Source organism: Anabaena sp. FACHB-83, from assembly GCF_014697485.1.
Classification (GTDB): Bacteria; Cyanobacteriota; Cyanobacteriia; order Cyanobacteriales; family Nostocaceae; genus Nostoc_B.
This window is the reverse complement of the sequence record NZ_JACJRY010000018.1, coordinates 58,523-82,819: the sequence shown is the minus strand read 5'-3', so window position 1 is coordinate 82,819 and position 24,297 is coordinate 58,523. Positions and strand designations below refer to the sequence as shown.

General features: G+C 40.7%; 27 protein-coding genes and 1 pseudogene. 8 read left to right on the top strand and 20 right to left on the bottom strand.

All coding sequences use genetic code 11. The features are described from left to right. Positions 1–67: 67 nt before the first annotated feature. Entirely contained in the window at positions 68–637 is a 570-nt protein-coding gene (locus tag H6G79_RS20965; RefSeq protein WP_190591309.1) for a YidH family protein, read from the bottom strand. Positions 638–908: 271 nt separating this feature from the next. Here H6G79_RS20965 and H6G79_RS20960 point away from each other — a divergent pair, with 271 nt between their 5' ends. Further along, the gene (locus H6G79_RS20960) at positions 909–1,892 is read left to right on the top strand and encodes a LysR substrate-binding domain-containing protein (protein ID WP_190591308.1); all 984 of its coding nucleotides are present in this window, start codon (positions 909–911) and stop codon (positions 1,890–1,892) included. A gap of 87 nt (positions 1,893–1,979) precedes the next feature. Here the strand turns inward: H6G79_RS20960 and H6G79_RS20955 are convergent, their stop codons facing one another. From H6G79_RS20955 to H6G79_RS20940, 4 genes are all read right to left on the bottom strand, one after another. Then, a complete protein-coding gene (locus H6G79_RS20955) occupies positions 1,980–2,714 on the bottom strand; it encodes a SagB/ThcOx family dehydrogenase (protein WP_190591307.1) in 735 nt (244 codons plus the stop codon). Positions 2,715–2,964: 250 nt separating this feature from the next. Beyond that, on the bottom strand, positions 2,965–4,275 hold the full coding sequence (locus H6G79_RS20950) for a YcaO-like family protein (protein WP_190591306.1): 1,311 nt from the start codon (positions 4,273–4,275) through the stop codon (positions 2,965–2,967). Further along, complete coding sequence (locus tag H6G79_RS20945; RefSeq protein WP_190591305.1) at positions 4,268–5,395, bottom strand: TOMM precursor leader peptide-binding protein; 1,128 nt, start codon at positions 5,393–5,395, stop codon at positions 4,268–4,270. Before H6G79_RS20945 ends, H6G79_RS20950 begins: the two co-directional genes overlap by 8 nt. A 489-nt stretch (positions 5,396–5,884) precedes the next feature. Further along, positions 5,885–6,229 carry a hypothetical protein gene (locus H6G79_RS20940; protein ID WP_190591304.1) on the bottom strand — a complete coding sequence of 115 codons (345 nt, stop codon included), beginning with the start codon at positions 6,227–6,229 and terminating at the stop codon, positions 5,885–5,887. A 528-nt stretch (positions 6,230–6,757) separates the two neighbouring features. Between H6G79_RS20940 and H6G79_RS20935 the strand changes: the two genes are divergently transcribed. The 4 genes and pseudogenes from H6G79_RS20935 to H6G79_RS20920 all read left to right on the top strand — a co-directional run bounded on the left by H6G79_RS20935 (position 6,758) and on the right by H6G79_RS20920 (position 12,160). Next, positions 6,758–8,575: an ABC transporter ATP-binding protein gene (locus tag H6G79_RS20935; protein ID WP_190591303.1), complete on the top strand. Its 1,818-nt coding sequence runs from the start codon at positions 6,758–6,760 to the stop codon at positions 8,573–8,575. A 727-nt stretch (positions 8,576–9,302) separates the two neighbouring features. After that, positions 9,303–10,619, top strand: a complete 1,317-nt coding sequence (locus H6G79_RS20930; RefSeq protein WP_190591302.1) for an efflux RND transporter periplasmic adaptor subunit — start codon at positions 9,303–9,305, stop codon at positions 10,617–10,619. A gap of 107 nt (positions 10,620–10,726) precedes the next feature. Further along, positions 10,727–10,825, top strand: a pseudogene (locus tag H6G79_RS20925) (SDR family NAD(P)-dependent oxidoreductase); the annotation flags it as partial. Positions 10,826–11,446: 621 nt separating this feature from the next. Next, on the top strand, positions 11,447–12,160 hold the full coding sequence (locus tag H6G79_RS20920; RefSeq protein ID WP_190591301.1) for a rubrerythrin family protein: 714 nt from the start codon (positions 11,447–11,449) through the stop codon (positions 12,158–12,160). Between the two features lie 414 nt (positions 12,161–12,574). Here the strand turns inward: H6G79_RS20920 and H6G79_RS20915 are convergent, their stop codons facing one another. Further along, a complete protein-coding gene (locus H6G79_RS20915) occupies positions 12,575–12,832 on the bottom strand; it encodes a hypothetical protein (RefSeq protein WP_190591300.1) in 258 nt (85 codons plus the stop codon). Between the two features lie 497 nt (positions 12,833–13,329). On the opposite strand from H6G79_RS20915, the gene H6G79_RS20910 reads away from it, so the two are divergent. Both H6G79_RS20910 and H6G79_RS20905 read left to right on the top strand, forming a co-directional pair. Then, positions 13,330–15,159, top strand: a complete 1,830-nt coding sequence (locus tag H6G79_RS20910) for a tetratricopeptide repeat protein (protein ID WP_190591299.1) — start codon at positions 13,330–13,332, stop codon at positions 15,157–15,159. A 351-nt stretch (positions 15,160–15,510) separates the two neighbouring features. After that, the gene (locus H6G79_RS20905) at positions 15,511–15,795 is read left to right on the top strand and encodes a hypothetical protein (RefSeq protein WP_190591298.1); all 285 of its coding nucleotides are present in this window, start codon (positions 15,511–15,513) and stop codon (positions 15,793–15,795) included. Between the two features lie 130 nt (positions 15,796–15,925). Here the strand turns inward: H6G79_RS20905 and H6G79_RS20900 are convergent, their stop codons facing one another. Beyond that, complete coding sequence (locus H6G79_RS20900; RefSeq protein ID WP_190591297.1) at positions 15,926–16,102, bottom strand: hypothetical protein; 177 nt, start codon at positions 16,100–16,102, stop codon at positions 15,926–15,928. A gap of 357 nt (positions 16,103–16,459) precedes the next feature. On the opposite strand from H6G79_RS20900, the gene H6G79_RS20895 reads away from it, so the two are divergent. After that, the gene (locus tag H6G79_RS20895; RefSeq protein WP_190591296.1) at positions 16,460–16,867 is read left to right on the top strand and encodes a phosphomannose isomerase type II C-terminal cupin domain; all 408 of its coding nucleotides are present in this window, start codon (positions 16,460–16,462) and stop codon (positions 16,865–16,867) included. Positions 16,868–16,937: 70 nt separating this feature from the next. On the opposite strand, the gene H6G79_RS20890 is transcribed toward H6G79_RS20895, so the two are convergent. The 13 genes from H6G79_RS20890 to H6G79_RS20840 form a co-directional block, all read right to left on the bottom strand. Next, positions 16,938–17,696, bottom strand: a complete 759-nt coding sequence (locus H6G79_RS20890) for a HEAT repeat domain-containing protein (protein WP_190591295.1) — start codon at positions 17,694–17,696, stop codon at positions 16,938–16,940. 132 nt (positions 17,697–17,828) lie between these two features. After that, on the bottom strand, positions 17,829–17,963 hold the full coding sequence (locus H6G79_RS37400) for a hypothetical protein (protein WP_277877292.1): 135 nt from the start codon (positions 17,961–17,963) through the stop codon (positions 17,829–17,831). After that, positions 17,956–18,540, bottom strand: coding sequence for an N-acetyltransferase (locus H6G79_RS20885; RefSeq protein ID WP_190591294.1), 585 nt, complete (start codon positions 18,538–18,540; stop codon positions 17,956–17,958). Before H6G79_RS20885 ends, H6G79_RS37400 begins: the two co-directional genes overlap by 8 nt. A 1-nt stretch (position 18,541) precedes the next feature. Then, positions 18,542–18,721, bottom strand: coding sequence for a hypothetical protein (locus tag H6G79_RS20880; RefSeq protein ID WP_190591293.1), 180 nt, complete (start codon positions 18,719–18,721; stop codon positions 18,542–18,544). Between the two features lie 179 nt (positions 18,722–18,900). After that, positions 18,901–19,305, bottom strand: a complete 405-nt coding sequence (locus tag H6G79_RS20875) for an ABC transporter permease (RefSeq protein WP_190591292.1) — start codon at positions 19,303–19,305, stop codon at positions 18,901–18,903. Next, positions 19,290–20,801, bottom strand: a complete 1,512-nt coding sequence (locus tag H6G79_RS20870) for an AmpG family muropeptide MFS transporter (protein ID WP_190591291.1) — start codon at positions 20,799–20,801, stop codon at positions 19,290–19,292. Before H6G79_RS20870 ends, H6G79_RS20875 begins: the two co-directional genes overlap by 16 nt. Positions 20,802–20,882: 81 nt before the next feature. After that, positions 20,883–21,170, bottom strand: a complete 288-nt coding sequence (locus tag H6G79_RS20865) for a PIN domain-containing protein (protein ID WP_199331420.1) — start codon at positions 21,168–21,170, stop codon at positions 20,883–20,885. Between the two features lie 141 nt (positions 21,171–21,311). Next, positions 21,312–21,440, bottom strand: a complete 129-nt coding sequence (locus H6G79_RS37395) for a type II toxin-antitoxin system VapC family toxin (protein ID WP_277877291.1) — start codon at positions 21,438–21,440, stop codon at positions 21,312–21,314. After that, positions 21,437–21,670: a hypothetical protein gene (locus tag H6G79_RS20860; RefSeq protein WP_190591290.1), complete on the bottom strand. Its 234-nt coding sequence runs from the start codon at positions 21,668–21,670 to the stop codon at positions 21,437–21,439. Before H6G79_RS20860 ends, H6G79_RS37395 begins: the two co-directional genes overlap by 4 nt. A gap of 24 nt (positions 21,671–21,694) precedes the next feature. Then, a complete protein-coding gene (locus H6G79_RS20855; RefSeq protein WP_190591289.1) occupies positions 21,695–23,155 on the bottom strand; it encodes a DNA phosphorothioation-associated putative methyltransferase in 1,461 nt (486 codons plus the stop codon). A gap of 45 nt (positions 23,156–23,200) precedes the next feature. After that, on the bottom strand, positions 23,201–23,587 hold the full coding sequence (gene dndE, locus H6G79_RS20850; protein WP_190591288.1) for a DNA sulfur modification protein DndE: 387 nt from the start codon (positions 23,585–23,587) through the stop codon (positions 23,201–23,203). A gap of 43 nt (positions 23,588–23,630) precedes the next feature. After that, positions 23,631–23,978 carry a type II toxin-antitoxin system PemK/MazF family toxin gene (locus H6G79_RS20845; RefSeq protein WP_190591287.1) on the bottom strand — a complete coding sequence of 116 codons (348 nt, stop codon included), beginning with the start codon at positions 23,976–23,978 and terminating at the stop codon, positions 23,631–23,633. Continuing rightward, complete coding sequence (locus tag H6G79_RS20840; RefSeq protein WP_190591286.1) at positions 23,975–24,223, bottom strand: hypothetical protein; 249 nt, start codon at positions 24,221–24,223, stop codon at positions 23,975–23,977. Before H6G79_RS20840 ends, H6G79_RS20845 begins: the two co-directional genes overlap by 4 nt. Between the last annotated feature and the right edge of the window lie 74 nt (positions 24,224–24,297).

Here is a 24,297-nt window from a genome sequence, read left to right as displayed (position 1 = left end):
ACACAAAGATTGTTGGTTAAGAATGGGTGTGAGGGTTGTAGATACGTAGACCCTTAGCAAAGTCCTATTACTCTGGAATTACTGGACTCAAAGGACTCAGAGGAGTGGTAAACACATAATAAATGACTCCAGAGCCGAGAATCATAATTGCCAAACTGAATAAAATCACCCAACGGTCTGTAGGCTCATAATTATCATCTTCAATATCACGCCGTACAGCAAAATAATGGGCAGTTGACAGCCAGACTGTTATTAACCCAACTAGCGAAAAGACTAAACCCAATTTCCAGCCGTTACCGGGTGTGGGTAATAGGGGGACTTGAAAGGCTCGCAGACGGACGATAACGACTCCAAAACCCAACAGCGCGATCGCGGTTCGCATCCAAGCTAGGTAAGTGCGTTCATTGGCTAAATGATCCCTGATGCGCGATGGATTTAGCCTACCAAGTTTCTTAGTTTCTTGCTTAGTTTCTTGCTTTTCTGTTGTTGGTTTAGACTCTAATTGCATCAGTAACACCCTTAAACTCCAAGAAGCCCCTCTCCAAAAAATCCCAAAATGATAGCAAATTTCTTTCCAGATAATTTGCCATTTGTGCAGCGATCGCACTTGCAAAATATATTTAATTTGTCGGTACATTTTTGCCAAAATTTATTTTAATGCAGAGATGGTAATAACACAAGTCTCAATAACACTTTTAATGCTCCAAATTATTTATAATCTCAGATTTTGTTGACAATTAAGCTACATTTTTTCCTATTCAAATAGGCACATTCGCAATGGGTGTATTTATTAGTCTTATTTTTCTACTGTATTTAATTTAATCAATAGAATCAAATGTTTTTATTTGTCAAAATTATAAATATAAGTGATTAAATTTTTACATCAAGGTTTTTAGGGATAATGAAGTATGGCAGGAATGACGCTGGAACAGCTCAGAATCTTTCTCGCTGTAGCAGAACATCTACACTTTACGCGTGCAGCTGAGGAGCTTTATATTACCCAGCCAGCCGTCAGTGCTGCGATTCATAATTTAGAGCAAGAATATGGAGTCAAACTATTTCATCGCATTGGTCGTCACATTGAAATTGCTGAAGCTGGTAAATTATTACAAGTAGAAGCTCAGAAAATTCTTGACCAAGTGACATTAACAGAACGGGGATTGCGAGAATTAAATAATCTCCAACGGGGTGAATTAAAATTAGGTTCGAGTTTAACCATTGGTAACTATTGGCTACCCCGAAAAATTAGTGAGTTTAAAAGTAAGTATCCGCAGATTACTGTTGATTGTTGTTTGGCAAATGCGGAAACAATTTGCGAAGGAACAGCAATGGGACAGTTTGACATTGGTTTAGTCGAAGGCGATGTCAAACCAGCCTTACAGAATACTTTAGAACAAGAAATCATCGGGAGCGATCGCTTACAAATTGTTGTGGGCGAAACTCACCCTTGGTTTGAACGCCAAGAAATCACCGTTACAGAACTAACTCAAACAGCTTGGGTAATGCGCGAACCTGGTTCTGGTACTCAGCAAAGATTTGAAGAAGCCTTAAAAAATTGGGGTATTAATTTGTATGAACTCAATGTCATTTTAGTTTTCAACAGTGGCGAAATGGCCAAAGCCGCCGTTGAAAGTGGCGTAGGTGCTACCGGAATTTCTGAGTTAATGGTAAAAAAAGAAATTCAGTTAGGCACTTTACGCGCAATAAAGATTTTCCCTAACCCAGAAGATAACAGTAAAGACTTAGAAATAGTGAGACCATTTTTTAAACTCAAGCATCGCCAACGATTTCAAACGGCTCTAGCGAAAGTTTTTGAGCAAACCTTGATTACATCATACACAACTATAAGTTTTCCCGAAAAAAATTTAGCTAGTACAACAAGGCAAAAGTAAAAAGAAATAATAACGATACCATAAGCTTTTTAGCAATTTCTTATGGTCTTTTTATCTGCGTTTATCCGCGTCTATCTGCGGTTAATTTTAGATTACGACACCAGTCCCGACAGCAACACAATAAAGCGCCGCATGACGTTTGCCATCAATACCCAACATCTTATTGAGGCTCAGGTCATGAAAACCACCAATGCAAAGACTACCCAAACCTAATTGCACAGCCATCAGACAAATATTTTCTGCTTGATGACCAGCTTCTAAAAGTGCAAAACGGTAGCCCCGCGCACCATATTTGCACAGCGATCGCATAAAAATAGACGTGAATATCACCAAAGCATTTGCATTCACAATGTAGTTTTGTTGCAGTAAAGCTTCCACAAAATCATTAGGTACTGCCTGATTCACCAGATGTAAGCCATGACCACGCGGTTCATAATGATAAAGTCCATCAGCTAAATTTTCTACCGCTTGGGTTGAGACAAACACTTCCAACGGATACAGCCCCCCCGCCGATGGTGAGTTTCGCGCTTCATAGGTGTAACCCTCTGTGTGACGTAACCCATTTAAACCACATCCCGCATCCAGCAATTGAGCTAATTTAATCAACGGCATAGTTGTATTAACAAACGATCGCACAGAAGACCGTTGCTCTAAAAGCAGGCTCAAAGAATTGTCATGCGGTGCTTTGGGCAATTCCAAAAAAGTAGCCTCCGGCATATATCGCATTTCCGTAGCCGGAACGCGCTTGACATAACTTTTCGGTACTGGGGAGTTTAAGTGATAGAGAAGAGCTAATTCTAGTGGCTCGTTGACTGTATACATAAAGATGAGTGATGAGTGATGTATAACTCAATACGGTTCAGTTAAGAGAATAGAATAGTAGGTTGGGTGTAGCGATAGCGTAACCCAACATTCTCAAGACTCTGTTGGGTTCCGTTCCTCCACCCAACCTACACCTCAAAAAAAACTCATTCCAGTCCACGCTTTGTGGACTTTGGCTATCAGCCTGGAACTTTAGTTCTAGGCGGGATGCGTTTCATACTGCCTATTTTCGACTTGTGTCCCGACCTATTTAAGCCATAGGATGTGGACAGGGATTTAAATCAGCTTCGCTGCGTCGCCCACTATAACCTAACCTTTGTGGTACTTCAAATAACCGCCGATTTCCCAATGGTTCTAACCCATAACCAAAATATATCGGCACTAATTCACTCGCCAAAGTCCGCACGACGCGAAAACCAAGCGGTGCTACATCAGGCGTTGTAATATCAACTAAATATGGTTCAGCGCCCACAGAATGCAATCTTGTGATGACAGTCCGCAATTTTTCTGCTTCTGTGGCAGAGGTGTACGTTGGTAAATCTTCAACGGCTATATAACTATCATGCTCAAATAAAAATTCCAACTCACCTAAGCGAGTGGTTGTGTAGAAAAAGGCGCTGTGATCATCTAAATTCTGGACATCTTGATATTGATGGAGATGGGAACCAGCACCATTAGCTTTGCGTTCTATATCACCGAAACGGGCTTGGCAAACTTCAAAAATTGCCTTACGCAGCGCCGTTGAACCATCCAGATGGCATCCTAAACCAGTGGCGACAGCCGGAGTTCTGCCGGAACGGTCAATTAACATCGCCATCACCACTGGGATGTTAATATCAGTGGTCAAATAAAAGGTAACTAACTCAATGCCAAATCGGGAGTAGTGACGTAAAATTTCTGTCTCAATTCCGGGGCGGTGGGCGAAATAAATCCGGGGCGCAGGTAAGCGGTTTAACCAATTAATAATAAAAGCATCGCGCTCAATCAATTCACACAAGCCGCTATCAGCCGCAAACTCAAGATTTGGGCCACTAGCCAAACCATTGGAAGTCACAGGTAAAATGTCATCTCCTGGTTGATGAATATCCCAGTCAAAATAAACCATGAATGCTGGGACTAACACTGGTTGGTTACTGGTGAGAGATATGGCAGTTATCCAGGAAGTCTGCGTTGTTTCATCAAAAGCAGGAAAAGGAAAAGTTGGGTCAGAGTATTGGGTGTCTGAAAATGAGAAAAAACTTGGTGGCGGGACGGCGGGATAAGTTAAATCTGCGTAGCTACTAATAATGAGTTGGCGATAATTAACAATGCTGCCACAGTATCGCTCTACGGCTTCTCCAACTGCCCCAAAAATTGCTTGTTCATCTGTCATTCCTCTGCCGACACCGTAGCGTAAATCATCTGGCTGTTTACGCAATTGAAAATTAGCTAATTCGGCTTGCCAGAGAACTGGGAAATCAAACTCTGTATAAGGCTTGGTAAACCTATCGATGGCGCGGATGATACCAGTATGAGGGCTAACTAAATCACGCCAACGTGGACTAGCGATCGCACTATTCACTGATTCTCTCCTGTTGTGAACAATGGGGGCAACCTGGTTTTTTCAGCACAACATTGTGAGTGAGTTTTGTACCTAATAAGTCTAGATGCACTAATTTGCCATCTGTAGCGATGGGTAAACCAAGAAACATTTTAATGGTATCCAGAGCTAGGTAACTTCCTACTAACATCTGGGCGATGGGTAAAGTTTCTTGCAACCTTGGTTGAGAACGCCGTTCTCGGTCAAGAAATCGCTCAATGGCTAATTCCGCCTCTGGGAGTTTCGCGCAAGCTATCGACCGCATCCGATAGCAGAGATAACAAGGGCCATCTTGAGCAAAGACTAACGGCCCAAAAGTGCCTTCTACACCAGCCGCACCACCTGGTAATAATGGGCGTTGCATCTGCCAGCATAATCTATTCAGACGATAGGCAAGATTGACAGAGACCGCATCAGTGGCAACAATCACCAAGTCAACATCTTCCAGTAAAGCATTGACTGTAGCATCGTCTGTGAAATTATCAGTCACAATTTCAGTTTCGGTGATTTCTGCGATCGCGGCAATTTGTCTTGCAGTTTCCACACCCCGCAAAGCACCAATTTGATTAAATGCTGAGTCTGACATCATCAAATCAGCAGTCAGTGTGCAGACATCATCACATAATCTCAGAAAACCAATCCCCGCACTAGCCAAGTTAATTGCTGCTATCATCCCTGAACCACCAAGTCCAAAAACAGCAATTCTCGCTTTTACTAACTGTTTTTGGGCATCCTTTTGCTGAAATCCCAACTCATGATAAAGACTCATTTGAGGCAGTAAATCAGCCCGGATATTTAAATCAGCAGCATCTTCTAATAATTCTTCAACTAACCGATTTTCCATCAAAAACTTTAAACATTGATTGATTGAAGCATCTGTTAATTTCTCCCCTATTTCTACTTTAATTTCTCCGATTGTTCGTGAGCCATCTAGTAAAGGTAATACTATACTTTCCACATCACGCAGTGCTTGACCCTTTACAGTCAGTGTTCGCCGTGTTGTATTAAAAATCATTGTTTCTTCGCCACTACAATCTGACGGCATCACATGAACAACAATATGTTCTAATAAACGCAGACGTTGAGCATTATTTAATTGCATAGGCTTTATCTGATTATTTCAAGCTGTCAAAAATAATTGCAAAACTGTTTTTAGAATTTGTCAGGTAAAAGTTTTTTTGCTTTACATAGCACAATACGGTTCAGATAAGAATAGGACTTACGCAAAAACTCTCTCAAACTCTCATTTCTCCGTGAAATCTGCGCCTCTGTGGTTCGTTCTTCCGTAGCCTGTGCGTAAGTCCTAAAGAAAAATAAATTTCAACAAAACCAGAAAATGATCACTCAACAAAAAACGAAAAAATGATTTTGGAGGGGGTTTGGGGGACGCAACCGTACCCCAATCGGGGGCTTGGGGAGCCACTGCGTTGGGCGGCTTTGCCGACTTGAAGCATGTGGCGTGGAGAATCCCCCAAATCTTAGCCATTGTCTAATAAAAGTACACGAAGGAAGAGAATAGAGTCATTTGGTTTCAGATCCCCGACTTCTTAAAGAAGTCGGGGATTTAAAATGCTAGATATCCCCAGATGATTTAGTATCCAAATCCAAGCTCATCTATGTCGTCTGGAACACTTGACATTGAGCCAGTTTCACTAACTCGACATCCACAGCCACCACATCCCCGACATCCCCGACATCCACCACATCCAAAACAGCCACGACAAGGAAAACATCCCCGACATCCACCACATCCGCCACATCCGCCGCAATTAGCAAACCATCTTTGTTGAGTTTCAGATTCTAACATTCCAGGCATTGCTAATTTTTCTAAAGCTGCTCTTTCCTCATCAGACAACAAAAGTTGCTCTAATTTGTCAGCTTTATCTGCCAAACGCATATCTATTGTTTGTTGGGTCAGTGTTTTTTCTGCAAGCATTGTCAATTACTCCTTGTAACTTCAATTCATCAGCTTGTGAGCAAATCTGCATTTAATTTGCCGAAAAACTGTGATGATATTTGTCCATCAATAGATTTGATGAAATCAGAGATATAGGAACAAGCGAATTTGAAGACGAGCCGATAATCAGACAGTGGTTAATGCTGAAATATATATGCCAATAAGGGCATAGTTAAACAACGACATTCAGCTTTGTATTTAGATTGTCACTAATCCACAACAGGTCAAATCACTTTGTCATCAGTGATGGGAATTTCCATAGAGGATTAATCTTCCCGAAAACCTTGTCTTTGATAAATCTTGTGTGATTGTTAGCGATACCTTATCCTGTCTTGATCATCTAACTTCTCTAACATTATCTTTTTCTAGAGTTTTTTATTCTTTCTGGAGTAGTATACTTTTGACTCATAACATTCAGATTGTTCTATCTTAAGTAAGATGGTTTTGAGTTGAAATAGCATCTAATATAACTGCCTGCCTTCAAAGATAAATAATTAGGTTTAATTGATGAGCGATTTTAGAGTTTGGTTTACAGACTACGCTAAAACTTTATTTCGTTCTCTACCTTTGTTATGGCAAGCAGCACCCAGAGAAATGGTTTTCTTAATTGCTGTGACTTTATTACAAGGTTTTCTACCTGCTATTAGTGTTTGGATTACTAAGTTAGTGATAGATACTGTAGCAGAAGCCTTAACATCTGGTAGAGAATTAGGGTATGCAGTTCTGATACCTTTGGTATTAGGATGGGTGGGAGCTTTGCTATTAGAAACGATGCTTTATCCTTGGATATTGGCACTGCAAGGAAATCTCAATGATAAGTTAACGGCGCATATCAGCTTATTGTTAATGCGTAAAGCCGATAATTTTGCAGATTTGAGCCGTTTTGAAGATTCTATGTTTTATGATGAACTACAAATATTGCAGCAACAAGTCGGCTATAAACCGTTAAGTTTACTAGAAAATTTAGTGGAATTAAGTCGCTCTTTTGTGACTTTGATAGTCATAGTTGGGTTACTAGTTCCCTTAGCTTTTTGGATACCATTAGTAATTGCGATCGCCACTGTACCCCAAATCGTCGTTTCTTCTCAATATGGTCAAGCAATTTGGCTAACTTTATTTGAAAATAGTCCGCAAGCGCGGCGAATGCAATATTACACTTCACTCATGCTCACGGATAGCTACGCTAAAGAAATCAGGTTGTTTCAACTAAGTTCATTTTTTATCGAGCGTTACTTACAAGCGTTTCAATCTTTACACCAAACCATGCGTTATCTGCGTGGTAAACAAGCATTTTGGTCATCAACTTTAGCTATTCTGAGTACGTTAGGTAATGGTTTTGCTTTTTATTGGGTCGTACAGCAAGCTTTTCGGGGTAATTTCAGTCCTGGTAGTGTACTTTTATTTGTCCAATCATTAACTTACTTTCAAAATAATCTCGAAAGATTTGTCGCTAATTGGGTAGAATTATTTGAAAATATTCTATATATGCAGCAGTTTTTCAATTTTCTCGACAGTCCCATCCCGATGCGAATCAGCATCCCTGGCGAAAAGGTACCAATGCCGATTCGTTCTGGTATTACTTTTGAGAAAGTTGACTTTTACTATCCAGATAATCGATTAGCTTTACAAGATATTTCTTTTACTCTTTACCCTGGGCAAACTGTCGCCATAGTCGGCGAAAATGGTGCAGGTAAAACAACTTTAGTTAAACTTTTAACTAGGCTGTATGATCCAACACAAGGTTGTATTTTAGTGGATGATATAGACCTCAGAAATTTAAATTTACAACAGTGGCGACAACAAATTGCTGTGGTTTTTCAAGACTTTGGTCATTACGCGCTGACTCTGGGAGAAAATATCGCGCTAGGAAATTTAGCGGCTTTAGAAAGTCCAGATATTCTCAGGTATGCAATCGAAAAAGCTGATATTACCACACTTGTTGATAATTTTTCTACAAGAGAAGATACACCATTAGGTAAGCAATTTGGCGGTACAGAACTTTCTGGTGGTCAGTGGCAAAAATTAGCTTTAGCGCGTGCTTTTGTCCGCCAGGAAGCACAAATATTATTATTAGATGAACCAACGGCTGCGCTTGACCCCCGTAGTGAATATGACCTCTACAGACGCTTTATTGAATTAGCCGAAGGTAAAACAACAATTTTGATTACTCACAGACTAGCTTCAGTACGGATGGCTGACCGAATTTTAGTCATGAAAGCTGGTCATTTAATTGAAGATGGAACTCATCAAGAACTTTTACAGCTTGGTGGTGAATATACAACTTTGTGGAATATGCAGGCACAACATTATGGTATTTCTGATTGAAGAATTCAGAAGTCAGAATTCAGGAGTCAGAATAAGAAGGTGATGTCAAAAAGCACTCATTGAATTTACGTTAATTCAGAAATTATGTAACATTATCTACCAAGTAGAATTTCTGCAAAAAAACGTACATAAAAAATGCTCTTTCTTACTGCTAACCAAAGATAAACAGATTATCTTAGCAGGGTTCCAGGATTTTACACAATAACGAACAAGACAGTTAAAAAACTTATCACAATCTAAATTTTTATCATTAACCTTTTGATAGATTAGGGCTACTCTAGAAAAGCTATATATTAAGACAGAGCTAATACCATTTTGGATTTTAGATTTTGGATTGAGAAAGGGTTTACTGGTAAGCTTTTCGAGCAATCCATTTGTCGCAATCATTCTTCCATTTGGTATAACATATAATTTATTATTGCTCTTCATGCTGTATCAGTAAATTGCATCTAAAAAGACCGAAAATTATCAAACAGAATGCAGGAGTCAGTAGGCAGAATTCAGAATTTACCTGAGTGTGACACTTCTCCTGGCGGAGACGCTACGCGAACGGCAAGCTCAGTGCGTCGCTGGTGAATGAAGAAACGGGTATAAGATACCTACCAAATTCTTAATTTGCTGGTCTTCAATCAGTACGGTGTATTTTTCTCCTACTGTTCACATTCTGACTCCTGAATTCTGACTTCTGAATTCTTCAATTACTTTATTTTTAGTAACCTGATAAGTCATGACATCCCCTGAGCCGCAAATTGATTTTGACAAAGAACTTACAGAACCATCATCGCCACCACCTCAAAAAAATTGGCGATGGTGGCGATTATTGTTAGCTTTAATACTAATAGTAGGGGGTGGAGTTGCGATCGCTTGGCGTTTACTTACTCCTGTACAGCCAACAAAACCCATTCAAGCTCAAACACCAGGGGTAAGAGCCAAAATAGCACCTGTGCAATTAGGCACAATTGAAGAAAGTGCAGACTATATTGCCACTTTAGAGTCCCGACGTTCTATCAACCTCCTACCGAGAATTCCTGGCCAAGTTACCCAGATATTTGTCAAGCCAGGAGATACGGTTGCTATCGGTACACCTATTATTCAAATAGATTATAAAGCCCAACAACCCAACAACCTGGGCAATAATGGTGCAACTCAAGCAACCGCCGCCCTCCTAGAAAGCGCCCGCGCCACACTCCGCGCTTTGGAACTAGAACGCATATCAAAGTTAGGTGAAGTCCAGTCCAATCAATTAGATTACGCAAAATCTGCCAATTTAGCAGACCAAGGTGCAATATCACGCCAATCCAAGGATTTAGCTGCTAATAGGTTGGCAACGGCAAAAGCTAATCTAGATGCTGTCAATTCTCGCATTCAAGCCCAAAAAACTAGCATTTTGCAAGCTGAAAATGCCCTCCAGCAAGCTACCGCTAACAATAGACAACCACCCGCACAACTTCAATATGACAAAATTACGGCTCCCTTTGCTGGTACGGTAGGCGATATCTCGGTAAAAGCTGGTGATTTTGTCACGCCTTCTTCACGACTGATGACCGTTGCTGAAACCCGACCTTTAGAAGTTGCTTTAACTTTACCACTAGAGCGCGGCCCTAAATTACGAAAGGGAATGCCTGTGGAAATTCTCAGCACTCAAGGGCAGGTTTTGGGTACAAGTCGAGTGTTTTTAATTGTTCCCAACGTTAACACTGAACAACCATCGATATTAATTAAAGCATTGTTCAACAATACCCAAGGGCAATTAAGGGCAGGTCAATTAGTCCGCACAAGATTAATTTGGAGTCAGCGTCCAGGAGTTTTAATTCCAACTACAGCAGTCACTCGCGTGGCGGGTGAAACTTTTGTTTATGTCGCCCAACCACAAACAACTCCCCAAGGCGTTTCCCAGTTAGTAGCGCAACAAAAGCGCGTGAAGTTAGGCAATATCAACAATAACTATTACCAAGTTTTAGCCGGGTTACAGCCAGAAGACAAAATTATTATCTCTGGACTGCTAAACATTCGGGATGGTGTGTCTATTGTGCCTGAGTCTTAGTGCTGAGTGCTGAGTGCTGAGGGAAAAAAACAAATACTCAACAGGTAAATTTAACCTTTGTGCGATAGGTTAAGAGCAACTCATCACTAGTCAAGCAGGATTTATTTATGGCAGCTTTAACCGGGAAAGTTGCAATTGTCACTGGTGCATCACGGGGAATTGGTCGAGCGATCGCTCTAACATTAGCGCAAAAGGGTGCATCTATCGCAAAGCACGTTGGATAACTGGGCAGAACATTCGGGTTAACGGTGGGGTTGTTTGAGGTTTTTATTTATCAAATATCTGCTTCTTGGTTTTATAGCAATCCTATCTGAGTTGTGAAAAAGTATTCTTTTTAACGAACCGCAAAGGGCGCATAGACGCGATAGCGGCTTCCTGAAGGGTAGGACACAAAGAAAGAGAAAGAGGAAAAGAAAGAGAATTTCACAAATGATTTAGAATTGCTATATAGTTATTCAGTTTTAGATGTGAAATTATCTGTGCAGGTAGGGAGTCGAAAAAATTACTTTTTAAGTCTACTGTTTTTCAGAAATCAAACGTTCGTCTTATATAATCTTCCTGGAACGGCAGACAAAACAAGTAAAGAAAAATGGGCGAAAAAAATTGTATAAAACGTTTTCTATTATACAAAATTAGCTCCTCAAACTGATTTATAGCTTGTTTTTTTGCTAGTAATTCTCAGTTAACCAATAATTCCTGAATAGTGAAATCATCTAGTTTCATTTGTGGAATTAATGGGAAATTGGCAATTATCGAGCATTTTGCTTTGGGGACAACCCAAACTCAAAAACCTACAATTAAAATTTTCTGACAGGTATTCTCAAACTATGGATTTATCTAACATTAATACTCTGCATAACCTAGAAGCCGCCTTCGGTGGTGAGTCGATGGCTAATCGCAAATATTTATATTTTGCGAAAGTTGCTAGTAAATTGGGATTTTCGGATTTAGCAAAACTGTTTCGTGAAACCGCAGAACAAGAAACCGAACATGCTTTTGCTCATTTTGAGTTACTGCATCCAGAATTGGTGGTGAAAGATCCAGCCGCTTTAACTGATGAACAAAAAAAACAAATTGTCTCTCGTTGCTTGTCTTTAGCAATTGAAGGCGAGACTTACGAATACACTACAATGTATCCCGAATTTGCTGAAGCGGCAAAAAGCGATCGCGATAACCCAGCCGCCGCAGAATTTCTCAAACAAGCACAAGAATCTGGCGAACATGCTGATACATTTCGAGAAGCTGCACACCGTTTTGGCTTGCTCAAGTTTATCGAAAATTACCACGCCGATCGCTACACTGAAGCATTAGAAGTCCTCAATGGTGGACAAGCCGTCACCAGAGTCGCTGGTGATGACCCCCAAACTCGCAAATGGATTTGTCGTCAATGCAGTATGATTTATGACCCCGTAGCAGGCGACCCCGATTCAGGTATTGCTCCTGGTACACCTTTTGAAGATATTCCTGATGATTGGAAATGTCCCATTTGTGGTGCTACCAAAAAGACTTTTAAACCGCTAGAAGAAAAAGTCGCGGCTTAAAAATAGGGGCTAGAGATTAGAGGCTAGATTTTAGGAAGAGGAATTTTTTGGTTAGATTTTACTGAGTAAAAATTACTATTTCTAGTCTCTAATCCCTCATCTCTTTTTCCCCTGCAAAATTATGATTGATATCAGCATGACTTATATCATGTGCGGCAAATCAGTTATGATTCAACACATCTGTGCAGAACAAAACTCTTTCTCCCCCTGCGGTTTTGATGATAAGTCTTTTACCGGAAATGATATTACACACCAAGCTTGTCTGTAGAGACTGGGTGTGGTGGTGAAAGCGTACAGGGTTGTTAGGGTTTTGAATAAGTACACCCATGAATCCCTACACCCTTACACCCTTACCAATCAAACCTTCTGTTTGCAGTACTGAATCTAGAATTACCGTAAAAATACTCATTAACTCTATTTTTCAATTAAATCAAAATAATTGTCATATTTTTGATGATCACACCCTTCAACCATTGAGCGATCTCTAAATGTTTGACAGCAAGTATTATCATCTTCTATCGTTCTTTTTGAATTTATGTCCGCAGGACGATGCGAATTTTCTTCTACGAGTTTCAAGTTGGTGTTAATTACTTCCTGGGCATTTGTAAATTTTGCTAATTCGAGACGCAATTTATCTAGTTGCTCATCTTCAGGTGTTACCAAAATATTCATTGGTGAAGTACCTCTGTTATCTGTTATCAAATTTTACTGTGTTTTGCTATGAATAACCTTTTAGGTAATGATAGAAAACATCAGGAAGTTGTTTACAAATCTATTTATTACCTGTCCGGTTTCTATCTCTTGACGATTCAGTTAATCAATCAAATGGGTCTTCCATCTTACAACAAGATAAAAATACAAATGACTTATGTAAGAAAATGAAAGACTCAGATTTGAAACAGGCGATCGCGTCATGAGTCTTTAAGTAGAAAAAGTTAAAATAACTACAAACTTATAGACTCATTCCACTTATGCTCACAAACAATCTTTATGTAGAAGCTTTGATTGATTAACTATAAGTAGAGTATTACACATCTTTTTGCTGTATAAGAACTGTTGCTTACTTATATTTACAGAGAAAATTGTGAAAATACGCTGAAGTCAATTGTTACAAAGCAGCACCCATCTTAAAATTAGGGGGCGGGAGTTTTACAGCCCATTGAACTTAGATGAATGCTGACGATTTTTTTAACCAAGGTTTTAACAAAAATTTGCAAGGAAACTTTCAAGGAGCGATCGCAGATTATACAGAGGCGATTCAGCTAAAACCTGACTTTGCAGAAGCTTACTATAATCGCGGTAATATTTTGTATACCTCACTCCGAGACTATGATGCCGCACTGGCAGATTTTAACAAGGCAATCCAAATAAATCCTGAGTTTGCTGAAGCCTATCATAATCGCGGCAACACTCGTTATTCTCTAGCAGATTACGAAGATGCGATCGCTGATTACGAGTGGGCATTAGCGATCAATCCTAACTTAGCAGAATCCCATCACGGACGGGGTAATGTTTATTGTGCGTTGGGTGATTATGATCATGCGATCGCAGATTATCACCAAGCGATTGAAATTAACCCAGTATTAGCAACATATATAGATTTTGATATAGCGCGAGCTTTTCATTATCGGGGTATCGCTCGCAGTGAGAGTGGTGATTACCAAGGTGCATTAGCAGATTTTCAGCAAGCTTTACAATGGTATCCCCAGTATGCTGCCGTTTACAGCAGTCGCGGGAATATTTTCCATATTTTAGAAGAATATGAGCAAGCCCTTGCCGATCATGAACGGGCATTACAGTTAGATCCGCATTTGGTGGAAGCTTATCATTACCGGGGGAATACCTGTTATCTTTTAGGAGATTATGCAGCCGCAATTGCTGATTACAATCGCGCCTTACAAATTAACCCCAATTTTGCCCCAGCCTACTACAATCGCGGAGTCGTCCGTTCTTACCTAAAAGATTATCCAGCCGCAATTTCTGACTTTAACCAAGCTCTGCAATTAAATCCTGAAGATGTGCAAGCATACTATGAGCGCGGATTAGTCAAAGCCACTTTGGGTGATTTTCCAGGTGCGATCGCTGATTATGAACAAGCTTTAGACAGAAACCCGACTTTGGCTTTAGTCTATGGTTTTTTGGCTTATGCGCGTTGTCAGTTGGGTGACTACCAAAGTGCGATCGCCGATAGCAATCGTGTCTTACAAATTCACCCCGAATATGCACAAGGATACAGCGATCGCGCTACGGCTCGTCGTTGTTTAGGAGATTATCAAGGGGCAATTTTAGATTACAACCGCGCCTTACAACTCAATCCCAACTTAGCTACAGCATACTATGGTCGGGGTTTAGCCCGTGAAGCTTTACAAGATTATTTAGCGGCGGTGGAAGAATACACCCAAGCCGTTAGAATTGAGCCTGATTTTGCTCCAGCTTACTGTAATCGGGGTAATGCTTTGCGGTTTTTAGAAGCGGAACAAAGAGCTTTAGCTGATTACAATCAAGCAATTAAAATTAACCCCAGCTTAGTAGAAGCTTATTACAATCGCGGTTCCTTGCGCTATGCCTTGCAAGACTATCACGGCGCAATTACAGATTACACCACAGCTTTGCAAATCAACCCCAGCACAGCAGCATTTTACAGCGATCGCGCCAGTGCTTACTATGCCCTGCAAAATTATCACAGTGCGATCGCTGACTACAACCAAGCCATTGCCCTTGACCCCAGTTTTGCTGAAGACTGGTATCATCGCGGGCGTAGCCGTTTGCTGTTGGGAGACTTGCAAGGCGCATTAGCAGACTTAAACCAAGCCTTACAACGTCAACCCCATTGGGCTTCCGCTTATATGTTACGCGCCGATATTTACCGCCAACTCGAAGATTTTCCTGGTGCGATCGCTGATTTTCAACAATCTGCCAACATCTATTATCAAGAAGGCAACATTGAATATTATCAACAAATGCTGACTGCGATCGCTCAACTCCAGTCTCAAGTCTAAAACATCCATTCAGGCAGTTTTTACATAAAAACTATGTTCCTTTCGCATAATAGCTTGACATAAATTTCTTAGCGGTCATGATTGATTAACATATAGTTTTGTTGTTTTGGGAAAGGCGGATAGCTAATATCAATCAAGCATCCGCCATTTATTTTGTGTACAGTTTGACGTAGAAATACTCATCAAATTTAGGATTTTGGATTGGAAATTGTCATCTAATTTTCTTCCTAGCTTTGGACTCAGATTACCTTGTATTATTTCCTGTAATCACGATTAAGTATTTTCCCTGTTGCATCAAGTTGTTATCCCCAAATAGTATTTACCACATTGTTTTTCATCATCTAAATAATTGTGAAATCAGTTCTACAAAGTTACTTGGATCAAGAAATTTGGTTATTGATCAGAGATAAGTGGTATTTCGCAACAATTATCAATGTTTGTGACGATTTGTTATGCTTTAAACACAGAACGCATAACAAAGATACAGAAGAAGATACTTTGTGGGAAATGGTTGTTAAAACCAGTGAAGTAGTTGCTATTGATAAAGTTATCTCTGTTGTGAGTCGCAAACCAGATGTGTTTATGTCTCGTCTGTTAGAAACTAATAGACAAAATGATAATCAGCAACAAGATTGAAGAATTCAGAAGTCAGAATGCAATCTATGGGGAAAATAAATGCCACAGATTGAAGACCACAAAATTTAAATGCTAAATTGCCTTTAAATTTCAGGGAATCCCTTATAACTTCTGAGTGCAAAATTCAGATTTATTCTTCCTGACCAAAAGTCACACATGGGCTATCAATTTCTTCCGCAGGTTGAAAAGAACTGCAAAAAGTCACAATAGCACAATTAACTGCTAATTCATCGGGGTGAATACACTCTATTCCTGACTCAGTTTCAACATGAAAAGCACATTCATTGCAGATAGTTTGACAAGACATAGAATTATTATTATTGCTTAAATTTTCTCTAGCTTCAAATATTGATAAAAAAGTCAGAAGACAGAATTCAGAATTGGTGAATACTTCACTCATAAAGGGATGGAGTTTAGAGCTTGCCGTTCGCGTAGCGTCTCCGACAGGAGAAGTGTCATATAGAATTCATACGGCATTCTGACTCCTGATTTCTGACTTCTTATTCATCAACATCTCTCTCCCTTGTCTACCTTGTCTCCCCTGTCTCTTTTATTCACATCTCACATAGGACTGCTTTAGCAGTAGCGATTGTGGCAAATTGTCAACTAATATACGCTAAATTACTTCACAATATTGGTAGTCGTTTGGTTGAGCAGTTTGGTTATGAGTCAAAATGAGAACAACGAGCAATCTAGTAGCCATGAATTGTCCTCACATTCAGGTGCGAGATACTGGGGTAACGTGGAGGTAATTGAAGAAGGCGATAATTATAGAATTAGTCGCGTTGAGATTAAACCCAGGCATGGTATTAAACCACAAATCCATTACCATCGCAATGAACATTGGGTGGTAGTTTCTGGGGTGGCTAAGGTAACTTGTGGCGATACGGAAACGCTGCTGAATCGCAATGAATCAACTTATGTTCCAGCCGCAACCTTACACAAAGTGGAAAATCCCGGTTTAATTCCCTTGGTAATTTTGGAAATTCAAAACGGTGAGTATTTAGGCGAGGATGATATCGAACGTCCTTATGACCTCAACTTAATTAAGCCAACATCAGAAAATAAATGAAGTTTGTCAATGGTCAATGGTCAAGAGTTAATGGTCAAAAATAACTTTTGACCATTAACTCTTGACTTGATCAAAACCATCCTTCTTGTTCTAAAGTTTCGATTAGCTGTAAGCCACGGGGGTCGCCTACTCCGAGTAGTGAGGCTTTAGCATCTTCTCGCACGCCTAAATCTTTATCTTCGGCAAAGGCTTGAATTAAGGCATCAATGGCTGTGGCGTAAACAATATTAGAGGGTAGTTCTTTGCATAACTGTCCAATTGCCCAGGCGCTATTACTGCGAACGGCGGGAATGGGATCTTGGACTAAGGCTTCAATTAAGGCGGGAATTGCCCCTATGACGGTTTCGTAACCCACTCCTGCCATTTGGGCTAAAGCACTCGCTGACCACAAACGCACTGCGGAAATGTCTGTTCTTAAAGCATCAGCGAGAGGTGCGAGACAACGGCGATCGCGGCAATTACCCAATGCCCAAACTACACCTTTACGTACATAACCGTTCCAATCTTGGTTGAGTTGGGCAATTAATGGTTCTACTGCTTCTTTACTGGGATTGCGACCAATACCATAGGCGGCACTCACGCGCACCAAGGGACAGGAATCTTTTAACAGCCCAATGAGTAGCGGGGTAGCTCTTTCATCTTCAATATCACAAAAAGCACGCGCCGCCAACATTCTCTGCTGGGGTTGAGAATTTTCCAAAAGTGCTAACATCACTTCTGGATCGGGCTTTGCCACTTCTGATTCAGCAGTGAGTGGCTCCATTTTATCAAGAGGGCTTTCTAGCTCTACGTCGGGATCGAGTAGGCTTAGGTCATCGTCGTCATACATACGTCATTTAAGTGCCGAGTGGGATTTACAGATAACCCCCCGTGCCAATAATTCAGCGCCTGATAGGTATTTGCTAGATTATTGTACACTTTATGTTCGACATGATTTAGATTTGTTTGAAAAGTCTGAAGTCTAAAGTATGAAGTCTGAAGTCTTATTTTTGAGCCTTGTGTCTATTGACCAATTACTAACTGTCCCAAGTGTTTCAGAATTTTTAGGACGGTAAATAAATTGTTGCGGTACTGCGATCGCAAAACTGCTACTCATGGCTGTCACCGACGAAATAACCTGACAGTTCTTTCAGCATCCACAAGGATTGAGTTTGATAACCCAGTTGATAGTAGAGATTTAAAGCAGGTTGATTGGATTCAAAGACTTGTAAACCGATTTGTTTATCGCCTCGTTGAATTGCCCATTTTTCGACATGCTGCATTAAAGCCTTACCAATACCTTTACGCCGATGTTCTGGGACGACGTAAAGCAAAAAAATATGAGCATGGCGATCGCCACTGACTTGATCTATGGCATTTCCCACCCAGAGGCAAGCAACGGGGCAGGGGGCAGGGGGCAAGGGGGATGAGGGAGACGAGGGAGACAAGGGGGCAGAAGTCTTGTATGTTTCTCCCCTCTGCTCCCTGCTCCTTGTCTCCCCTGCCTCTTTCACATCCACCCACCATAAGGGCGTATCTTGGGATAAATACTGCTCGACAGTGCGGGCGAGGTGGGCAAAATCTTGCTGGGGAAATCGCTCCTGGTAAGTGCGTTGTATGAACTTGACAAGGAGCGATCGCTCTAATGTTGAACCGCGACGAATTAAATACCCTGGTAGTAATTGCTCAGACACTTTATTTGCTAAAGGTGAATAAATCCACAGCCGTCGCTGGCAAAATTACCCCAGTTTCTTCAATAGGCGCGGGTGCTGCCATATCAGCCGGCAAAAATATCCGGGCGCTGACTGCTACTAAGGCAACGAGAAATACTAAAAGTACCAGTAGTGGGGCGATGTATTGACGAATTATAGACATATTTAGTAAGTCAAAAGTTAAAAGTCAAAAGAAAGAAACTGAGTGCTGAGTGTTTAGTGCTGAGTGCTGAGTTGAAGCATTTTCCCCTCCCTCCTGCCTTCTGCCTGGTTGGTGAGCGACTTGCCTTGAGCGCAGTCCAAAGGAGCCGAACCACTGCCTCCTGCCTCTCTTTTTTAACCTTAACGCTGATCGCGTTCTAAATCATCCATAACTCGCTCGCAATACCAACTTTCTGGCATACCGGGATAATTTTGCTTGGCTTGTTCAATTAAGCGTTCAGCTGCGGCGGTATCACCATTTAACTTGGCAATCAGCCTGTTTTTGAGTTGGTTATCGGTGATGCGATCGTTAATCTCTGTTGCGGACATATTTTCCGGCACAACGCTGGATTGTTCTCGGCGTAACTGCCAAAATAAAACGTAATACAGTGTGCCGAAAATTAAAATTAGGCTGAGTGTACCAAAAAAAGTAAAGAGATTAAAAGTCAAAAATCCCAGTACTAACTGTGACAGGACATAGCCAAGTAACAAGCCTGTAAGTAAAAGAATAAATGTACCAACAACAACAATTACTTGGCTTCCCATACATCCTCATCTTCTTCCTCTAGTCCTGGTCTAGATATTACCACTGGCTTTTGATTCCAGGGAGCAACAAACGGTAAAAGTAACAATCCTGGCAAGGCTGCTACTAGGGTTAACAAGAAAAACACAGGCCAGCCTGTGGCTTTTGCCCAATCGCCTGCCGGTGCTGAAAGAACATCTCTACTAATCGCCATTAAGCTAGAAAATAATGCAAATTGAGTGGTTGTAAAACGGTGATTGCAGAGGTTCATTAAAAATGCCACTGTAGCAACCGTTACTAATCCAGCACTAAAATTTTCGATATTTACTGCCAAGATTAATAACGAGTAATTTTTGCCAGCAACAGCTAAAGCATAATAACCCAAGTTACTCAATAATTGCAGTATGCCAAATATCCATAAACCGCGATTAATATGAATTTTGCTTAAGATTACCCCACCAGCTAATACGCCAACAGTTGTGGCGAGAAAGCCAATTCCGGCTTGAATTGCACCAATTTCAGTTTTAGTAAAGTTGATTTCTCGCAAAAATAAATTAGCTGTGATACCAACTAAAGAATCGCCCAGTTTATAAAGGATGATAAATATCAGAATTACACCAGCTTGAGCCAAGCCAAAGCGATGAAAAAACTCTTTAAAAGGCAGAAAAATTGCTTCCTGTAAGTTTTGGGGGGCTTGATTTTCTTGAGCTTCACCCAGTAATTCATCAGGCAATAATAAAGATGAAACTATCCAAGCGACAATCAAAGCTGCTAATAACCAATAAAATACAGGCAAAGCAATATAGCCAAGAAAAACTCCTCCCAGTAAACCAGCTACTAATGCTGTGATAAATAGCACGAATATCACATCTTTGGCAGATAAAGGTGCTGTTTCTCGATTGTTGCTTACCTGTGGTTCTCTGGGTGCAGATAAAGTGACAAAGATACTCCCAGCCATTAAAGCCGCCATGAGTAAGTAAACACCATTCCAAGGTAAGCGATCAGCTAAAACTAAAGCTAAGGAACTGGTGACAAACAAAGCCACACGATAGCCGAGTACCCACACCGATGCACCAGCTTCAGCTTCTAGGGGGTTTAAAATATCGGTACGGTAAGCATCGCCGGCGATGTCTTGGGTGGCACTTAAAAAGGTGATAATTAAACAGTTGATTGCCAAAATTTGCAATACTTGGTCACTTTGAGAAGGTTGTTGAAGTGCGAGAGTGGCGATCGCAATTGCTAACCCAACTTGAGTCAAAATCAACCAACCCCGTCTCGCGCCCAAAAACGGTGGTACAAACCTATCTAACAACGGCGACCACAAAAATTTGAGCGAATAAGGCAACGCCAACAAACCAAATAAAGTAATTTTGCCGATATCAACCTTGGCATCTTGCATCCACAATTGCAATGTTCTACTAGTTAAGAACAAAGGCAATCCCGATGCAAAACCCAGCAATAACAAAGCCCCCATTTTGCGACTTTGGACGGCTTGGCGTAGTGCTTGGATTTCTTTCATCGTTTCGATATTCCTTACTCACAGGAGCGAATTGCAGTTATCTTGCCATAGTTACTGCATAGTTTCATAACTTGACAAAAATTAACTTGGTTCTTCCCAATCTTCAAGCTTTAATCCACTGATTCGACTAAATTCTCGCGTGTTGTGCGTGACTAATATCAGATTCTTTGCTATTGCGCCAGCCGCAATTTGTAAATCATAAGGGCCGATTGGTGTACCTATAACTGCTAAATCAGCGCGGATTTTACCTGCTATTTTTGCTGTTTGTGAGTCCAATTCAATAATATTAAATTGGCTATGAAATCTTTGTAATATTTCTAAATTTTTCTCAGTTTGTGAGCTACGATAAGCTCCATAATAAAGTTCCAATTGAGTGATATAGTAATCCTAAATCATTTGTAAAATTATCTTTCTTCTCTTTATTCTTCTTCTTTGTGTCCTACCCTGCGGGAAGCCGCTATCGCGTCTATGCGTCCTTTGCGGTTCGTTATAAAAAATATTTTTTCCAACTCAGATAGGATTGCTATAGCAGAAATAAATATATTCCTCTGGTTGCTGACTTGCCAGACGATTCACGACACCAGGATGACTGTTATTGATTAGGCGAATACAGACATTTGTATCAAGTAAATAAGTCAAAATATCTGCTCCCTCGTTTCATATTCTCCCTGTTCTGGTCTTTCTAGGGCTTCTCCTACCCAACCACCAATTACTTCCTCAAAAAATCCCGGCATCCAGCCGCGTTTTTGTGGTGTAATTTCTTGAATTGTTACTGTTACTTCAATTTCTGCATTTGTCATTTCTACGGGAATATCAAGATGTAAAATACCATCTGCGCCTACACGAGAACGGATATTAATACTTTGCATAACTATTTGTCCTCTAAATTTTGTCTAACTTTCTTTGATCGGATAAATTTGATGTCCTCTAATTTCGACTCCATGTTCAGCCAGACATTTTAACCAACCTTCACGGGTACCAATATCACTTTTTTGCTTGAGTAAACCTAATTCCTGTTCTTGTTGGGTGAGTTTAGCAAATTCTTCGTATTGGGGATAATTAGGTGTAACAAAGGTTTCTTTCCGATGCAGAACAGGTGGATTTTCCCGATTTGCATAGTCTCGATGAGTGACGTACAAAGTTTTTAAGTCAATGGTGATGCTGGCTTTTAAAGCTGGGTGGGGGTCTGTGTCGAAGTCTGGATAAAATAAGTAAGATATTTGCGGTTGCTCAAGGTTATATTTGATCAGCGTCGCATCATCAACACGCCCAATGGTACGACTGGCGCAACCTTCGTAAATGCGGAGTAAGGGATCGAGGGCGGCGAGGGCGGAAACATGAACGTAAAGTGCGCCGCGTGTATGTTTGCCGATTTTGCTTTTTTCGCAGGCTGTTTGCACTACTTTTGGTCTACCCAAACTAAATAATTTTTGGTCAGCGACTTCGCAAGCTTCCTCGTAACTACCAAAAAAGGCTTTGATGTCGTGGCGCATTTCTGGCGCAAGTTGGGAAAATCTGGGGCGTTTATCAAAGTGGGTGAGGGCAAGGTAAACTTGAATGTCTAAAGAACGACGATAGGCGATCGCATCCCATTCTGCTTCATCGGTGGCTTGCAACACAACTGCAAAGGCGCGGCGAAAGTTACCAAATTCCGTTAATAGTTCTTGTTCGTTGGCTAATTCACCCTTGACTGGTAATCTCCCGCGCTTGGTGAAAAACTCCATGAGTGGTTGCAGTGTTTCCTGATAATCTTCAAACCGCTTGCTAGGGATGCGGACTCGCGGTGTATAAGTGCGCGAAAAGAAACGGATGGCTTTGAAACTTTCTTTTTCGGCTTCGTCGCGGAAGACAAAGTAAACCCCAAGCGCCACCGGGACTGCATCGACGTTTAAGACTTGATCAATATATTTTTTGAGTTCTTCTTGCTCGTAATATTTTTGAAAAGTATTACGGCTAGTTACAATGCCGTCATTGTAAGCGAGTTGGGCTTTGCTGGGAGCGTTAATTAAGACTTGTGCAGCGACAATTAAAACTTTGCGGGTGAGTTCCCAGGCTTTAATCAGGCTTTGGTTGCGTTCTGCGATATCTTCGATGACGTTGATAACGTAACCCAAATTAACAACATCAGCAGGCGTAATTTGCTGATTTGGGTAATAGTACGGGTCCCAACCTGCACTCGTATAGCCGAGATTCCCGACACGCTGCACATCGCCACCATGACCGCAGCCATAGTCAAAAAAAGTGGTGTCCTGGTTAATGATTGACCATTCTATGGCTAATCTTACAGGGCGAGAGATTTCTGTGCGAGCGATCGCAGCGCGATGACGCTCAATTTCTAAGTAGCTCTCCGGCATAATGTTCAGTTAACAGTTAACAGTTAACAGTTAACTAATATCCTTTCAATCTTTTATTACCAGTTCAATCAAATCTTCAATTTTCTTGATATTTGGGTCGCCAGCTAAATAACCAATCCCTCGATGCAAATGCAACCGGAATTGCGTAGCGAGGGTTTCTTTATCAGTCCCTAAACCGTCATTATGACAGCGTTGCTTCAGGGCAAGTAAAAAAATATCAGACATTTCCCCACCAAAAACCCGCCAAGCCATTTCCACATTACTATCTTGGGGAATGGGTACAGGCGATGGTGGCGCGGGTTCAGCCAGCGAACGACACAACGCCCAACGACACAGAATATTCCATTGGTCAATTTTCGTATTGCGTTTGAGTTTTTGTAGTTGGTCTTTGGCTGTTTGGGAAAGTTTAATTCTTTCGATTGGTGCTTCCATAATGTTTACTCATATCTTTTACAAAAATTTAGACAGTTTTTGGTCATAAACCCAAACAGTAGCGAACCGCAGTTTCAACTTCTAGCATTTTGGATTCAGCAAGCTTACCAGATGGAGCAGCAGGAAAGCGGTTTGGATCTATAGAACGAATTTGAAAACATAAGAATACTGTTTCCATAGGCAGTCCACATTCATTTGAAGAAACTCGGATATTAGTGGGATAATCACGCTTAATATTTTCTCCTTTTGTCCCTACAACTACAGTCACAACCAAAGGTAATTGATTAATAGGGTCTATGGATAAAACTAAAACTGGCCGTGTTCCTGCTTGTTCTCTACCCTGTACAGGATTAAGATTGACAAAATAAATTTGTCCTCTTTCGATACTCACAATTTTTCTAATCCATCCATTTCAGTAAAAATAAATTCCTCGTGAATAGAAGCAATTTCTGTCTTTATATCTAAATCATTAGCCATAGTCGCTAGTTGTTTATTTATCTGGTGAATATCAGTAAAATCATCTGATTGTTTTCTGGCTTGCACTTGTTTTCTAATACGTTCTAAAAGCCATTCAAGTTCTTCTAATGACAAAGTACTTAAATCACGTTCTAGTTCCAGTAAATGTGGTGATATCATCTCTACTCTCTAAAGCTGCTTACATCTATTGTAAATAGACAAACTTATACAAATTGCTCAACCCCATTGTCTCA

Coding starts and splice junctions, on each gene's coding strand:
- H6G79_RS20860 (WP_190591290.1), bottom strand. CDS start 21,670: ATGCAAAGTATTAATATCCGTTCTCGTGTAGGCGCAGATGGTATTTTA.
- H6G79_RS20900 (WP_190591297.1), bottom strand. CDS start 16,102: ATGTCTTGTCAAACTATCTGCAATGAATGTGCTTTTCATGTTGAAACT.
- dndE (WP_190591288.1), bottom strand. CDS start 23,587: ATGGAAGCACCAATCGAAAGAATTAAACTTTCCCAAACAGCCAAAGAC.
- H6G79_RS20930 (WP_190591302.1), top strand. CDS start 9,303: ATGACATCCCCTGAGCCGCAAATTGATTTTGACAAAGAACTTACAGAA.
- H6G79_RS20855 (WP_190591289.1), bottom strand. CDS start 23,155: ATGCCGGAGAGCTACTTAGAAATTGAGCGTCATCGCGCTGCGATCGCT.
- H6G79_RS20920 (WP_190591301.1), top strand. CDS start 11,447: ATGGATTTATCTAACATTAATACTCTGCATAACCTAGAAGCCGCCTTC.
- H6G79_RS37400 (WP_277877292.1), bottom strand. CDS start 17,963: ATGAGTAGCAGTTTTGCGATCGCAGTACCGCAACAATTTATTTACCGT.
- H6G79_RS20840 (WP_190591286.1), bottom strand. CDS start 24,223: ATGATATCACCACATTTACTGGAACTAGAACGTGATTTAAGTACTTTG.
- H6G79_RS20895 (WP_190591296.1), top strand. CDS start 16,460: ATGAGTCAAAATGAGAACAACGAGCAATCTAGTAGCCATGAATTGTCC.
- H6G79_RS20870 (WP_190591291.1), bottom strand. CDS start 20,801: ATGAAAGAAATCCAAGCACTACGCCAAGCCGTCCAAAGTCGCAAAATG.
- H6G79_RS20880 (WP_190591293.1), bottom strand. CDS start 18,721: ATGTCTATAATTCGTCAATACATCGCCCCACTACTGGTACTTTTAGTA.
- H6G79_RS20910 (WP_190591299.1), top strand. CDS start 13,330: ATGAATGCTGACGATTTTTTTAACCAAGGTTTTAACAAAAATTTGCAA.
- H6G79_RS20940 (WP_190591304.1), bottom strand. CDS start 6,229: ATGCTTGCAGAAAAAACACTGACCCAACAAACAATAGATATGCGTTTG.
- H6G79_RS20960 (WP_190591308.1), top strand. CDS start 909: ATGGCAGGAATGACGCTGGAACAGCTCAGAATCTTTCTCGCTGTAGCA.
- H6G79_RS20935 (WP_190591303.1), top strand. CDS start 6,758: ATGAGCGATTTTAGAGTTTGGTTTACAGACTACGCTAAAACTTTATTT.
- H6G79_RS20945 (WP_190591305.1), bottom strand. CDS start 5,395: ATGCAATTAAATAATGCTCAACGTCTGCGTTTATTAGAACATATTGTT.
- H6G79_RS20915 (WP_190591300.1), bottom strand. CDS start 12,832: ATGAATATTTTGGTAACACCTGAAGATGAGCAACTAGATAAATTGCGT.
- H6G79_RS20890 (WP_190591295.1), bottom strand. CDS start 17,696: ATGTATGACGACGATGACCTAAGCCTACTCGATCCCGACGTAGAGCTA.
- H6G79_RS20875 (WP_190591292.1), bottom strand. CDS start 19,305: ATGGGAAGCCAAGTAATTGTTGTTGTTGGTACATTTATTCTTTTACTT.
- H6G79_RS20965 (WP_190591309.1), bottom strand. CDS start 637: ATGTACCGACAAATTAAATATATTTTGCAAGTGCGATCGCTGCACAAA.
- H6G79_RS20955 (WP_190591307.1), bottom strand. CDS start 2,714: ATGTATACAGTCAACGAGCCACTAGAATTAGCTCTTCTCTATCACTTA.